The organism is Flagellimonas okinawensis, assembly GCF_029194005.1.
Classification (GTDB): Bacteria; Bacteroidota; Bacteroidia; order Flavobacteriales; family Flavobacteriaceae; genus Flagellimonas; species Flagellimonas okinawensis.
The window spans coordinates 93,979-107,911 of sequence record NZ_JARFVA010000002.1 but is presented as its reverse complement, the minus strand read 5'-3'; the positions used below and the strand labels follow the sequence as shown (position 1 = coordinate 107,911).

General features: G+C 40.9%; 15 protein-coding genes and 1 pseudogene. 7 read left to right on the top strand and 9 right to left on the bottom strand.

From position 1 onward, the window contains the following. Positions 1 to 26 precede the first annotated feature (26 nt). From PY091_RS06340 to PY091_RS06325, 4 genes are read left to right on the top strand one after another with little or no spacing between them, the layout of a single operon-like run. A complete protein-coding gene (locus tag PY091_RS06340; protein WP_275648866.1) occupies positions 27 to 944 on the top strand; it encodes a tetratricopeptide repeat protein in 918 nt (305 codons plus the stop codon). Then, complete coding sequence (gene lolB1, locus PY091_RS06335) at positions 944 to 1,723, top strand: lipoprotein insertase outer membrane protein LolB1 (protein ID WP_275648865.1); 780 nt, start codon at positions 944 to 946, stop codon at positions 1,721 to 1,723. Before PY091_RS06340 ends, lolB1 begins: the two co-directional genes overlap by 1 nt. Before the next feature lies 1 nt (position 1,724). Next, a complete protein-coding gene (locus tag PY091_RS06330; protein WP_275648864.1) occupies positions 1,725 to 2,951 on the top strand; it encodes a murein hydrolase activator EnvC family protein in 1,227 nt (408 codons plus the stop codon). A 4-nt stretch (positions 2,952 to 2,955) separates the two neighbouring features. Then, on the top strand, positions 2,956 to 3,792 hold the full coding sequence (locus tag PY091_RS06325; RefSeq protein ID WP_275648863.1) for an aldo/keto reductase: 837 nt from the start codon (positions 2,956 to 2,958) through the stop codon (positions 3,790 to 3,792). A gap of 179 nt (positions 3,793 to 3,971) precedes the next feature. Here the strand turns inward: PY091_RS06325 and PY091_RS06320 are convergent, their stop codons facing one another. Beyond that, the gene (locus PY091_RS06320; protein ID WP_275648862.1) at positions 3,972 to 4,484 is read right to left on the bottom strand and encodes an acyl-CoA thioesterase; all 513 of its coding nucleotides are present in this window, start codon (positions 4,482 to 4,484) and stop codon (positions 3,972 to 3,974) included. Between the two features lie 58 nt (positions 4,485 to 4,542). Beyond that, entirely contained in the window at positions 4,543 to 5,487 is a 945-nt protein-coding gene (locus PY091_RS06315; protein ID WP_275648861.1) for an HU domain-containing protein, read from the bottom strand. A 357-nt stretch (positions 5,488 to 5,844) separates the two neighbouring features. Between PY091_RS06315 and PY091_RS18695 the strand changes: the two are divergent. Both PY091_RS18695 and PY091_RS18690 read left to right on the top strand, forming a co-directional pair. Beyond that, a pseudogene (locus PY091_RS18695) lies at positions 5,845 to 6,519 on the top strand (DNA-processing protein DprA). Next, positions 6,488 to 6,688: a DprA-like winged helix domain-containing protein gene (locus PY091_RS18690; protein WP_417956755.1), complete on the top strand. Its 201-nt coding sequence runs from the start codon at positions 6,488 to 6,490 to the stop codon at positions 6,686 to 6,688. The pseudogene PY091_RS18695 and the gene PY091_RS18690 overlap by 32 nt, the downstream one beginning before the upstream one ends. Before the next feature lie 377 nt (positions 6,689 to 7,065). Here PY091_RS18690 and trpS read toward each other — a convergent pair whose 3' ends face one another. After that, positions 7,066 to 8,034: a tryptophan--tRNA ligase gene (gene trpS, locus PY091_RS06305; RefSeq protein WP_275648860.1), complete on the bottom strand. Its 969-nt coding sequence runs from the start codon at positions 8,032 to 8,034 to the stop codon at positions 7,066 to 7,068. A 114-nt stretch (positions 8,035 to 8,148) separates the two neighbouring features. On the opposite strand from trpS, the gene PY091_RS06300 reads away from it, so the two are divergent. Continuing rightward, a complete protein-coding gene (locus PY091_RS06300) occupies positions 8,149 to 8,883 on the top strand; it encodes a lysophospholipid acyltransferase family protein (RefSeq protein WP_275648859.1) in 735 nt (244 codons plus the stop codon). On the opposite strand, the gene PY091_RS06295 is transcribed toward PY091_RS06300, so the two are convergent. The 6 genes from PY091_RS06295 to recA all read right to left on the bottom strand — a co-directional run bounded on the left by PY091_RS06295 (position 8,863) and on the right by recA (position 13,753). After that, complete coding sequence (locus tag PY091_RS06295) at positions 8,863 to 9,783, bottom strand: histidine kinase (protein WP_275648858.1); 921 nt, start codon at positions 9,781 to 9,783, stop codon at positions 8,863 to 8,865. The two genes, PY091_RS06300 and PY091_RS06295, sit on opposite strands and share 21 nt — an antisense overlap. Beyond that, positions 9,752 to 10,042 (bottom strand): hypothetical protein, encoded by a 291-nt coding sequence (locus PY091_RS06290; RefSeq protein ID WP_275648857.1) that lies wholly within the window; start codon positions 10,040 to 10,042, stop codon positions 9,752 to 9,754. The genes PY091_RS06295 and PY091_RS06290 overlap by 32 nt, the downstream gene beginning before the upstream one ends. Before the next feature lie 142 nt (positions 10,043 to 10,184). Beyond that, positions 10,185 to 11,642 carry an outer membrane beta-barrel protein gene (locus PY091_RS06285; RefSeq protein ID WP_275648856.1) on the bottom strand — a complete coding sequence of 486 codons (1,458 nt, stop codon included), beginning with the start codon at positions 11,640 to 11,642 and terminating at the stop codon, positions 10,185 to 10,187. Positions 11,643 to 11,652: 10 nt separating this feature from the next. Then, on the bottom strand, positions 11,653 to 12,183 hold the full coding sequence (locus PY091_RS06280) for an RNA polymerase sigma factor (RefSeq protein WP_275648855.1): 531 nt from the start codon (positions 12,181 to 12,183) through the stop codon (positions 11,653 to 11,655). 26 nt (positions 12,184 to 12,209) lie between these two features. Further along, complete coding sequence (locus PY091_RS06275; protein WP_275648854.1) at positions 12,210 to 12,650, bottom strand: hypothetical protein; 441 nt, start codon at positions 12,648 to 12,650, stop codon at positions 12,210 to 12,212. Between the two features lie 95 nt (positions 12,651 to 12,745). Then, complete coding sequence (gene recA / locus PY091_RS06270) at positions 12,746 to 13,753, bottom strand: recombinase RecA (RefSeq protein WP_275648853.1); 1,008 nt, start codon at positions 13,751 to 13,753, stop codon at positions 12,746 to 12,748. Positions 13,754 to 13,933 lie beyond the last annotated feature (180 nt).

Here is a 13,933-nt window from a genome sequence, read left to right as displayed (position 1 = left end):
TTAGTTCGATGGGGACATAGGATGTTATGAAAAAGGAACTTCTTGTTTGGATGGTTTTAGGAGTGTCAATTATGATGCATTACAATACCTATGCCCAAGAAGAACAGGAAAGCGCCGAAGTCTACCTTGAAGAATATACCGATGAGTTTCAAGAAAACTTTTTTGAAGCACTAAAGCAGAAAGGCATCCAAAACTACGACAGAGCTGTTGATTTGTTGCTCAAGTGCAAGCAACTGGAACCCGAAAATAGTGTGGTGGATTATGAATTGGCCAAAGCCTATATGTTGGATAAAAAATATGTACAGGCCCAAGACTATGCGGTTGCTGCCTTGCTTTCGGAACCCGAGGATTATTGGTATTTGGACAACGTTCTTACTATATTGGACAAGCAAGGAAGTCCATTGGAAAGTATTAAACAGCGTATACCCTACGACAACAAGAAGTTACAGCAAAATATGGCAGTTTCCCTTTTTAAAATGAAAAAATATGGAGACGTTTCAAGGGTGCTGGATGATTTGGAGAATTCTCAATTAAAATCGGACTTAGCCCGAAAGATAAATGACTCACTAAATAAGGATGCTGACCCACAAACGGCCCCAATTGTAAAGAGGGAAGCGGATTCGGACGATCCTGCAGCAGTTTTAAAAGCCCAGATGGAGCAATACATTGCCGATTCCAATTTTAAAGAGTTGCTGGAGCAATCCCAAGAGGCATTGGATACCTATCCGCTACAACCATATTTTTATTATGCATACGGAACTGCTTTGAACAATACAGGTAATCCAAATAAGGGCATAGAGGTTTTGGAAAGCGGCCTTGATTACCTCTTGGAGGACGATAGTTTGCAGAATAAAATATTTAGGCAGCTTTCTGAAGGGTATTCCCAAATTGGGAATACACAAAAGGCAAATGAATATTTGAACAAGATCAATTCGGGATTATAATGAGCCTATATAAAAACATATCTAAAATTGCCGTGATATTAGCAATGCTATTGACTTTTGGTGCTTGTAAAAGTACCAAGTCGATATCAGGAGGGGAGGTCAACTCAAAACTTTCGGCAAAAAATATCATCAGTGCCCATTACTCAAACCAGCCAAATTTTAAAACGTTAAGGGGACGCGTTAAAATCGACTATGCCAATGGCGATGATTCACAAGGAGTAAATGTGAGCCTTCGTATGGAAAAGGACAAGGTCATATGGATGAGCGCACCTCTCGGCGTTGTTAAAGCTCATATTACACCAAATAAAGTGTCATTTTACAATAAACTCCAAAACGAATATTTCGATGGTGACTTTAGTTACTTAAGCGATTTACTCGGAACAGAACTGGATTTCGAAAAGGTACAGAACCTTCTTCTAGGTAATGCCGTTTTGGACTTAAGAAAGGAGAAATTCAATTCCGAAGTGTATAATGGCAACTATCAATTAAAGCCAAAAAAGGCCAGGGAACTGTTCAAGATTTTATTTCAATTGGAGCCCAAAAACTTTAAGATTGATACCCAGGAAATATCCCAACCTGAAAATGCAAGACAATTATTAGCTAAATATACCTATCAGGATATTTCTGGAAATGTTTTGCCTGAGGACATTAAGATAGTTGCTGAAGAAGCGGGAGAGCTAACCACTATAGACTTGAGTTTTCGCAACTTGGAACTCAATAAACCCATGAATTTTCCCTATAAGGTTCCAAAGGGTTATGATAAAATTACATTAAAGTAATATGAAAGGTAAAACTTCATATTGTAAATATATTCTGATAGTTATATTATTAACTTCTTTTGGTGCTATAGCCCAAACCAGTGAGCAAAAGGTCCTTGAGGCCAAAAGGGAGCGCTTGCAAGAGGAAATCAAGGAAATCAATAGGTTGCTCTTTGCAGAACGTAAGGAAAAGGGGTCTGTTCTAGATCAAATGGAGGCTCTGGACAATAAAATAAATGTCCGTCAAGAACTCATTCGTGTCACTAACCAACAATCCAATCTGCTCAATAGACAAATCAATGTCAACATAAGAAACATTAGCAAGCTTAGGGAAGATTTGAAGATTTTGAAGGAGGACTATGCAGAACTGATCCAGAAAACCTATCAGAACAAATCACAAAGCAACCGTCTGATGTTTTTGCTCTCTGCCGAAAACTTTTTTCAGGCGTACAAGCGGTTACAGTATATGCAGCAATATGCAAAACACCGAAAAAAGCAAGGAGAAGGAATTGTACAAAAAACCGAAGAGCTGAAGGCCTTGAACCAAGATCTGGTCCGACAGCGAAAGGAAAAGGATCAGCTTATCGCAGAAAATCAAAAAGCCAAGACGGAGTTGTCCAAAGAAATTGAATCCCAAAGGAGCCTATTAACCAGCATTAAACAAAACGAGGCGAAATACACCGCCGCTATTGCCGAAAAGCAAAAGGAGGCCCGTAGAATTGATCGAGAGATAGAGAGAATGATCAAAAGTGCCATAGCCAGTTCCAATAAAAGTTCAGGAAATTCTTCAAGCAGTGCAACTTTTGCCCTTACGCCAGAAGCTAAATTGTTGGCAGACAACTTTTCTTCCAACAAGGGTAGATTGATATGGCCAGTGGAAAAAGGAATTAAAAGTCAAGGGTATGGGGTGTATGCGGACAAATTGTATCCTGGCATAAAGCACAGGAACAATGGTGTGACCATTACAACCGATGCGGGTAGTAAGGCCCGTGCCATTTTTGAAGGCGAAGTCATAGCCATACTCTCCGTTCCCGGTGGCAATAAAGGGGTCCAAATAAAGCACGGAAATTATATCAGCACCTATTATAACCTTTCCAATCTGTATGTAAAAAAGGGAGATAAAGTAGCCGCCAAAGAAGTGTTGGGAGAAATAAACACCAATCGGTTGGACGGTACTACCAAATTGAAGTTTTATCTTTATAAGGACTCCAATCGCTTGAATCCCGAAGATTGGATCTATCAATTGTAACATTATGAAGAAAATAACAGATTTGCAGGGTTCCTTTGAATTGCACAACGGGGTCCAGATGCCCTATTTTGGATTGGGCGTTTATCTTTCCAAAGATGGAAGTGAAGTGGTCAATGCAGTAAAAGATGCCCTGAACCACGGTTATCGGCACATAGACACAGCCTCAATCTACAATAATGAAGAAGGTGTTGGGCAGGGAATCCGTGAAAGTAATGTGGATAGAAGGGACGTGTTTTTGGTAAGCAAGGTCTGGAATACCGATCAGGGTTATGATTCCACACTTAAAGCTTTTGATGCCAGTTTGGAACGTTTGGGAACCGATTATCTCGATTTGTACCTAGTGCATTGGCCTAAGGGAGACATATCCAAAGACACATGGAGGGCCTTGGAGAAATTATACAGGGAAAAGAAGGTAAGGGCCATAGGGGTGAGCAATTTTCTACAGCATCATTTGGAGGACTTGTTGACATCTGCCGAGATTGTGCCGATGGTGAACCAAATGGAGTTCCACCCGTATTTGGTACAACAAGATTTGATCGAGTTCTGCAATTCCAAAGGCATTCAATACGAGGCATGGTCTCCGTTGATGCAGGGAAATGTCTTTGAGCTCGATATCATGAAGGATTTGGCCTCCAAATACGATAAGACCATTGCACAGATCGTTTTGCGTTGGGATTTACAAAAAGGGGTGGTCACCATTCCTAAATCATCCAAAAAAGAACGTATCATCGCCAATTCCGACTTGTTCGATTTTGAATTATCAGAAGAGGATGTAGCCCTTCTTGATGGATTGGATAATGGCAAACGTTTTGGTCCCGACCCCGACAATTTTGATTTTTAAAATCTGAGAAATTTACGCTCGACCTATTTTCCTTTATAATTTTTTCTAGAGCAGATAATGTCAGGTCGAGCGTAGTCCGGACCTCGTTCAAATTGAAATCACCATAACCTCTCGACTTCGCTCAAGATGACAATGGATTAAAAATCTACAACAAACCAGAATTCAACAGAACAGCCTCTTTAAGAAGTAAAAAGTGCCTTAAGCTCCGTGGCTTCTGCTGGTTTCATTTTACCAGCAAGCACCAAACTCAACTGTTTACGTCTCAAAGCCGCGGCAAAGCGTTCTTTTTCCAGGTCGGTTTCAGGCTCCAATGGCGGTACTTCGGTTGGTTTTCCCGTATCGTCCACCGCTACAAAGGTGTAGATGGCCTCGTTGGCCTTGGTGCGTTCACCTGTAAAACGATCTTCGATCCAAACATCTATAAAAATTTCCATTGATGTTTTAAAGGCTCTGGAAACCGATGCTTCCACCGTTACAACACTACCAAGAGGGACTGCCCTGTTAAAGGCTACATGGTTTACCGAGGCGGTCACCGTAATACGACGGCTGTGTCTACGGGCCGAAATACTGGCAGCTCGGTCCATTCGGGCCAAGAGTTCCCCACCAAAAAGATTGTTGAGCGGGTTGGTCTCACTTGGCAATACCAAATCGGTCATGACCGTGCGTGATTCACTGGGAGTTTTAGAGCGCATACCTTAAAATTTTGCGCAAAGATATTGAAGTGAGGAATGGTTTTAAAGGAAAGCGGAATTATTTCTCGGAAAGCATCCAAGCATCTCTTGAATCCTCTGCTTTTACCTTTCTTAAAAACACAAGCGCTTCCTTGGGGTCGTCAAAACTGTCATAAGCCACTTGGTGTAGCCCATATTTGTTAACTCCCAAATAAAAGGCATTGTAGCCTTTATCTTTTAATTGATCTACCTTTTTGCCGGCATTTTGTTCTTCTCGGAAGGCGCCGGCAATAATATGGTGCTTGCCCAATTGCTTTTTGGTCACGTTAAGGTTGATCGCAGGAAGTTCCAATGGGGCGCTTTCAAAAAAAGTAGCTTCTTGTATCAAACGCGACACCTGTTTTTGGGCATCTTGCTGTGCTGCAACTTCTTTTTGTTGCAGGTCGCCATATGTGCGATACGAGGTCACACCCAAAGAAACGGCCAATAGAATTACAGCGGCATACTTTAACCAAGGTCTAAAGGAGGTTTGCTCCCTTTTTTCAGGAGTGATGATAAATGGAATACGCTCTTCCAATTCTTCCACCTCTTCTTTGATCACTTCACGTTGGATTGGCGTTGCCGCAAATGTGGACAGTCCAAAAGAAGATGTTAGAAAATTGATTTTTTCCTCAGGCTGAAATTGGATACGCTGTTCGCTGTTGTGCCACAGTTTTCCAATTCCAAAAAGCTCAATGCTTTCGCCTTGGGCCAATTTGGTGTTCCAATCCTGAGCAATGTTTTCCACTTCTTGGAGCATATCCTCGTATCCTAAGTTCTTTTCTTTGGAAATGTGCGATACCAAAAGTCCATCGTTTTTGGAAAGTTGGGCATTAAAGGAAATGGTCTTGCTCGGCGGAACCAAAGTGTTGGTCGTCAAATCAATTTCAGCGGATGTACCATGGGCCAAAAAAGCACCAAAACCGGGTACAACAACACAGTTGTAATCGAACAACAATTTTTCTATGTATGAATCTATCCGCATAGCCACAAATATTGTAAAAAATGAGACAGTACAAAATAAGCCGGATAACTTTTTATTAACATTTGAAAATCTGTATTTTGTGGACAACTTTGACGCCCGAATCAAATGACTGAACCTGAAATTATTGCAGCTTTGCGGCTGCAGAACATTCCGAATGTCGGATATGTTACAGTCAAAAAATTAATTGCCCCACTGTGGAAGCCCATCTGCCGTTTTTGAGGATAAACTGCACCACCTTTTAAAGATTGATGGTATTGGAAAAGTAACCTTGAAGGGACTTTTGGACACCATTCATTTGGAATAAGCCCAAAAGAAGTTCGATTTTTTATCCAAAGAGGACATTGCCATTTCTTTTTTATGGAGGAGGATTACCCTGCCAGATTAAAGCATTGTGTTTTGCTGTTCCAGCGGGCAAACATCGATTTGAAGAGCCAAAAAATCATCAGTGTGGTAAGTACGAGAAACGTTACCAACTACGGAACTTCATTTTATAATCAATGTATAGAGGAATTAGCCCCCTTGACCCCCGTTATTGTAAGTGGTTTGGCCTACGGGGTGGATATTGCTGTCCTTAAAGCCGCAATGGACCGCGGATTACAGACCATTGCTTGTATGGCACATGGACTTAATAAAATTTATCCGAGGGTACATGCCTAATATCAAACCAAGATGGAAAGGAATGGTGGTTTTATGACGGAATTTTGGAGCAATGCCCGACCCAAACGGGAAAACTTCCTATAACCAAACAGGATTATCGCTGGAATCAGTGAAGCCACCATTGTAATAGAGTCTGCGGAAAAAGGCGGCAGTTTGGTGACTGTGGATTTGGCCCATGGTTATAACAGAGAAGTATTTGCAGTTTCCAGATGGGCAACCGATAAGTGGAGTAAAGGCTGTAACGACCTCATCAAATGTCAAAAAGCGCACTTATTGACCTCCGCGGCCGAGCTAATTTACCTTTTGGATTGGGAAATTGAGACGGAAGCACAGAAAAAAAACAGTGCAGAAACAGCTGTTCATCGACTTGGATGAAACAGAACAGTCAATCTACTCGTCCTTGCAGTTAAACGGAAAACAGTTGCTAGACACCGTTGCTTTGGAGTGCAATTTGCCAATTTTTAAGGTTTCGTCCACTTTATTGAACATGGAAATGAAGAGCTTGATCCGACCATTGCCCGGTAAAATGTTCGAGGTGGTGTAGTTAATGTCATTGTTGAGTTTAGGTAGAAGGTTACAGGTAAAAGGATAAATGTTGTATTGGATAATTGGATTTCTCGATTGTTGGAAACTGTAACAATGATTTTTTTTCAAAAGAAACATCTTATCAGCTTAAAATAGGCACTAGTGTCTGTCGCTCATCTGAAAAAACAGTAACATAAACGGTTTGAAGTGTTGCAAGACAGCAGCTCATCGATGCAAGCCATAACAGAACAGTCACTCTATTTTTAGGCGTAGTTCAACGGGAGGTTGCCACAAAAAATCGAGGATTTGTTTGATTTTAGGTTAAAAAAAGGGCTTTTAAAGATTTCAGACCACGTAAAAAGAACAAGCTAGGATTATTAATAGTACGATTAAGGGCTAGTAGCCCAACTTTTCACGCACCCTTGCCAGTACGCTATCGGCAACTTTACGTGCTTTTTCTGCACCAAAGGCCAAAGCTTCATCCACTTCGTTTTTGTGGTTCATGTAGTATTCAAACTTTTCACGGGGCTCTTCAAACCTTTCCAAGATGAGTTCATATAAAGCTTGTTTGGCATGTCCGTATCCGTAGTTTCCGGCCAAATAATTAGCACTCATTTCCTCTACCTGTTCAGGGCTGGCCAATAATTTATATAAAGCAAATACATTATCCTTGCTCGGGTCCTTCGGTTCTTCCATTGGGGTGCTGTCCGTAACGATACCCATGATCTGCTTGCGCAATTTTTTGTCCGTTTGGAACAAATTGACAAGGTTGCCTCGGCTTTTACTCATTTTTTCACCATCCGTTCCGGGAACATACATGGTTTGTTCATGCACCTTGGCTTCCGGCATAATAAAAGTTTCTCCCATTTGATTATGGAAGCGTGAGGCTACATCGCGGGTCATTTCTAAATGCTGGAGCTGGTCTTTCCCTACAGGAACAATGTCCGCATCATATAATAAAATATCGGCGGCCATCAACATGGGATAGGTAAATAGTCCAGCGTTTACATCGTCCAACCTATCGGCCTTGTCCTTGAAAGAATGGGCCAGTGTTAAACGTTGATATGGGAAAAAACAGCTGAGGTACCAGGCCAATTCTGCAGTTTGTGGAATGTCGCTCTGTCTGTAAAAAACAGTTTTTTCTATATCCAAGCCAAAGGCCAGCCAAGCAGCAGCAATGGCATAAGTATTGTTTCTTAGCAGCTCACCATCTTTAATCTGGGTCAGTGAGTGCATATCTGCAATAAACAGGAAAGAATCGTTTTTTGGGTCCTGAGCCATTTCAATAGCTGGTGCAATTGCACCCAAAATATTACCCAAGTGAGGTGTTCCTGTGCTTTGTATTCCAGTGAGAATTCGGGCCATGCCTAATTTTTGCCCGTAAAAGTAAGCATCCCTCACTTATAAAAAAAGCAGCACCTTGTCTAAAAGATCAGGTGCCATTAAAGTTTAAATTTTGAAATACTTTACATTTGATAGATGCTTGGAATAATTAAAAATGTGGGACACGCAGTGTACAGGGTATGGTTCTATATTTTGGTTACCGTTCCCATTCTTTTGTTTTTCCCCTTTTTGCTTGTTTTCACTATTTCGGAGAAAACCTATCCACAATTTTTCTGGCTTGCACGTAACCTGTGGGCCAGACCCATTTTGTACGGTATGGGCTGTATCCCCATAATTCGAAGGGAGCAGCGGATGGAGCGCGGCAAAAGTTATATGCTAGTTGCCAACCATACGAGTATGCTGGATATTATGTTGATGTTGGTTGTAAGCAGAAATCCTTTTGTTTTTGTTGGGAAAAAAGAACTGGAGACCATTCCAATATTTGGTTTTTTCTACAAAAGGGTATGTATTATGGTGGATAGGGACAGTGTGAGGAGCAGAACAGGAGTCTACCGGCGTGCTCAGAGGAGATTGGATCAAGGATTGAGTATTTGTATATTTCCGGAAGGTGGTGTGCCAGAAGAAGATGTTGTTTTGGACAAGTTCAAAGATGGAGCCTTTAAAATGGCCATTGCCCATAAGATTCCAGTAGTTCCCATGACCTTTGTAGACAATAAAAAACGTTTTTCCTTTACTTTTTTTAGCGGAAGCCCGGGTAGAATTCGCGCTATTGTTCATCCCTTTTTTGAAACTGGTATTTTAAGTTTTGAAGATACATCCACATTAAGGGAAGAGGTCAGGGATGTAATATTACAGGATTTGGTCCACTAGATTGGGAAGTTCCAATGCTATATTTTTTTGATGAACACCATCTTTGAAAAAACTGGAAGTTTCGTGTGATATATTATAACCCTTAACAGTGTTGAGCAATTCAACTTGATTGTTCCATTTTAAAATGTCGGCCCGGTAGCCATCATTCTCCAATTCTTCTTTCTCCAAACCTTTGCATTGGTATTTTACCTCCATCTTCACAATATTCTTTAAAGCTGCTATAGAAATGTCGAAGTGCTGATTGGTAACATTGTTTTTGTTGGATTGCTCCACAATGTTCTCAAAAAGCATTGGCACAACGAACGAAGGAATGGTCGCTTCCTTATTTTCATTATTAGGTCTATCAATGGAAATGCTATAATCAAATGAGTCATTGTACCGTAACTTTTGAAGCTTTAGGTACCAATGTAAGGTGTCGATTTCGTTGTAGAGCGGTGTGGTGTCTTTTCCAAGTTGATTTAAATAAAAACGGATAAGCCGGCTAAAAGTGGAGAAATAATCCAATGCCGATTTTGTGTTCTGTGTTGTAATGAAATATTGGATGGCATTTAGCGAGTTGAAAACAAAATGGGGATTGAGATGTGAGTTTAAAGCACTAAGCTTTAGTTCTAACATTTCCTCATTAATGGAAATCAGTTTAGCTTGTTTGTCTATAAGTTCTTTATTGGCCCTAACACTTTTGATTTTGATGGCGCAAATGGAGGCTATGGCGGAAAGTAGTTTAAGGTGGCGGCCTGTAAAGAAGCCTTTTTCTGGATGTTCACAATCAATTACCCCATATAGGATATCTTCACAAATGATCGGCACACATATTTCGGAAAGTCCGGCAATATTATTTTCTATGTAGCGCGGATCTTTGGATGTGTCCCTAACCAAGGCCGCTTTGCCGGTAATTGCCACGTGTCCTGTTATTCCCTCTCCAAATGGGATATTGGTTAAATCTGGTTTTTTTTTGATTTTTCGGTTTTTCTGGGGTGTATGCTGCCTTGCGAATCAGTTTTTTATTATCGCTGTCGATCACATATATAACGCAATCCACAAAGCGTAATTTGGAAATACAATTTTTGGCAACATCCCAAAGAATATCCTCTTCATTTTCCTGCCCCATAAGGGATTTGGAAAAGTAAATAAGAATGTCTTCGAACTCCTGATGTTTCACAGTATCAATAAGTTGGTTAGTGTTTAGAACCTGAATGTAAGAAAAATATGCGAATGAAATTGCCTAAAAAAAGCGCCCTATTTTAATAGAGCGCTCAATTGATTGCATTAAGGAGCAATCTTCCTAACCAACTTCTTTATGATTAAAACCTAAAACTAAACCCGCTATACACTCCAATCGTGTAGGGCTGAAAGTTTCCGGAGACATTCGAAAATGTATTTAATTGATATTTAAAAACAGGCTCTACATTGATTCTAATTTTAGGAGAAAACTTGTAGTTAAGTCCCATTCCTAAGTTCGCACTAAAATTCAATGAGTTTATGTTATTGGCTTCTCCCATTTCCGTGACAAGGCTATTGGATTCCAATAAAACTGCATTATCCACAAGGAAAAGTGAACTGACCCCTCCTATTAAGTCCACCCCAAACTTACGGTCCACTAGGGCATAGTTTAATTCCAGAGGCACCTCGATATAACCTAGCTGCTGTACCATTTTGCCATCCAACGAAGGGGCTTCGCTCAAAGCAATTTCTTTAGAGGCCAATGAGGGGGAGTTTTTAGCATTGTCCTTACTCTGTACTACAATGGAGGTAGAGGTTGTGTTGTAATCAATATTGGCAATCTTGTCCGTGGATGCTGCTCTTAAGGTGGAAGAAAAAACAACGTCGTTGGTGTTGTAGCCGTAATCCACTCTGTGTACTCCAGAACGGATTTTTAGCTTTTTGCCCAATTCATAGGCCACCGTAAGTCCGTAACTCAGATTAAGCTTTCCCGATTTTGAGTTGGAAGTAAAATCCGAGCCTACAGGAGATCCGGTACCCGCAGCATCAAAATAGACTGGCGCCAAAGATGGCCCAACGGACCATTTGCCATTCTTGTTTTCTGTTATGGCTTCTTTTAGTTCGTTTTGTTCCTCAATTGCATCATAAATGGATTGTTTTTCAGCTTCTTCCTTGTTCTCCTTATTTTGTGCAATTAGGGTCTCATTTGTCTCGGCACCAGATATTCCACCCTCTTTTGGTGTATTTTTTTTGACAGTGTTTTTTGCAAGTGCCGTATTAGATGATTCGCCATTTTGATCGGAAGAAATAACGTTGGTAGTGAGATTGCCGCCCTTGTTTTTTTCATCTTCTTTTGGAGAATCATTGTTGTTGGATGCCACTAAAGACTTATTGACTAGTGGTGAATTGCCATTTCCGCTCTGTTTCCTTGCGTTTGTACGAACACTGTTGTCGTCCAAATCATCACTTTTTGAAGTGTTCGCAATTCCTTCTTGAACCTTCTGAGAGTTGGAAGGTGGCGAAAAAGTTTCACTGTTCATTTTTTCAGAATCACTAGATCCTTCAGGTACTTCTATGGTATCCGTATCGGAAATGATCTGTTCTTGTTCTGGTCCATTTTCAAATGGGTTGATGATCATCAACAGGACAGCAAGCGCGGCTGCAATTCCGCCAAGGCCCCACCAAATGGGTATGACCCGTTTTTTTTGTTTCTTGTTGTCCAAAGAAGCTTCAATGGAAGACCAGACTTTCTCATCTGGAGTTTCCTGAAAGTTTTGAAAACTTTCTTTGAACAATTGCTCTAAATTCTTTTTCCCCATCGTTATCTATTTAAGCAATGTTTATTTTCGCTTTTTCAATTTTATCCCTCAAAATTGCCTTGGCCCTGGCCAAATTCGATTTTGAAGTTCCAGTGGATGTCCCCAACATTTCACTGATTTCTTTATGGCTATAACCGTCCAGCACGTAAAGGTTGAATGTCAGCCGATACTTGTGCGGTAGTTCTTGAATGTATCCCAAAAGGGTAGGCAGGCTAATATCTGCATCTTCTGTTTCGACCTCTATCTGGTCTTCTGTATTTTCGGAAACCAAATTTAGGTGTTGGTCCTTTCTGTATTTCTGAAGTACTGTGTTTACCGTTATTCTTTTGATCCACCCTTCAAAAGACCCTTTAAAACTGAACTGCCCGACCTTATCATATATGATCATAAAACTATCGTGCAGATTGTCTTCTGCCTCGGTTTTATTACGGGAATATTTTAGGCACATGCCATAAAGCACACCGGAGTATCTCCGATATAGCTCGGCCTGGGCCTGTCGGTTTCCCTTTTTACACTTATGTATCAGTTCTTCAAGATCCAAATGTTGGTCAATTCTGGATTGTTGTTTTAATTAGTGGATGCCTGCGCAGCTACCGGGATTGTATATTCCAAATAGGTCGCATTGCCATCCGTATCGTCACCGGCGTAAAACCTAAATTTATACTCTTCGGTATAGATTACATTGAACTTTAAAATGGCCACAACTTCTTCCACTGCTTGGGTACATGCACGGTCTTCATCTGTGAGGACAGAGCCTATTACCACCACATCTCTATCGGTTTCGGCTGTTTGCATTACATCAAAACCTTCAAAGAAGGTACAACCATTTGGCCTAAGGTAAGTTACTTCAATATCATAGGTTTCACCAAATTCAAAAGATTCTGGTACATTGGCCTCAACGGTGGTCAAGGCGGTAAAGTAAAAATTTGGGGAATCATCGTCCACCTCACATGCAGTGAACCATGAGCATGCCACTAGCAATATTAGAGGCATCAGCACTTTTTTCATAATAATCCTTTTATTCCTTAGATGTATGCTACAAACAAGGGTTGCGTGGGATTATCACAACCAAAAGTTAATCTTCACGAAAAATCGATAAGCGGTTACTCGTTTACCGTGGCAATGGCCTCTTTGATTTTGGCCTCTAGTTCTTCGGAAAGTTCCGGGTTGTCCAATAAAAGTGCTTTTACGGCATCTCTACCTTGTCCCAACTTGGTATCTCCATAACTGAACCAAGAACCACTTTTCTTTACGATTTCGTAAGCGACCCCCAAATCCAGGATTTCTCCAATTTTTGAGATGCCCTCACCGTACATGATATCGAATTCTGCGGTCTTAAATGGGGGAGCTACTTTGTTCTTTACCACTTTTACCCTGGTCTTGTTTCCTTGAACATCACCATCCGTGCTCTTTATCTGCGTGGATCTTCTAATATCCAAACGAACGGACGCATAAAATTTAAGAGCATTACCACCGGTGGTTGTTTCGGGGTTACCGAACATAACGCCGATTTTTTCCCTTAACTGGTTAATGAATATAACCGTACATTTTGTTTTACTGATGGTCGAAGTCAGTTTTCGCAAGGCCTGGGACATTAAACGGGCGTGCAATCCCATTTTGGAATCCCCCATTTCGCCCTCTATCTCACTTTTAGGGGTCAATGCGGCAACAGAATCCACAATAACGATATCAATGGCTCCAGAACGAATAAGGTTATCCGCTATTTCCAGCGCTTGTTCACCATGGTCGGGCTGTGATATGATAAGATTGTCGATATCCACGCCCAATTTTTTGGCATAAAAGCGATCAAAGGCATGTTCCGCATCAATAAATGCAGCAATACCACCAGCTTTTTGTGCCTCGGCAATGGCATGCAGTGTCAAAGTAGTCTTACCGGAAGATTCAGGTCCATAGATTTCTATCACTCTTCCTCTAGGGTAGCCACCAACGCCAAGCGCAATGTCCAGTCCCAATGAGCCAGAAGAAATCACCTCTACATCTTCAACAACACTGTCCCCCATTTTCATGACAGCACCTTTTCCGTAGGTTTTGTCCAACTTGTCCAATGTAAGTTTGAGGGCTTTTAATTTTGCTTCTTTTTCTTTGCTCATGGTAAAAAATGTTAGGAAGGCTAAAATACCATTTCTTTCAACACGCTACAAAGGCCACGCAACCTTTTTAATAACATAACATCTTAAGTGTACTAACTCATATATATAGAGTCGATTACGGCTCGGAATTGCTAGGAGGGAGAAAATTTAGCTATGAAAAGGAATTCAATGGATCACAGG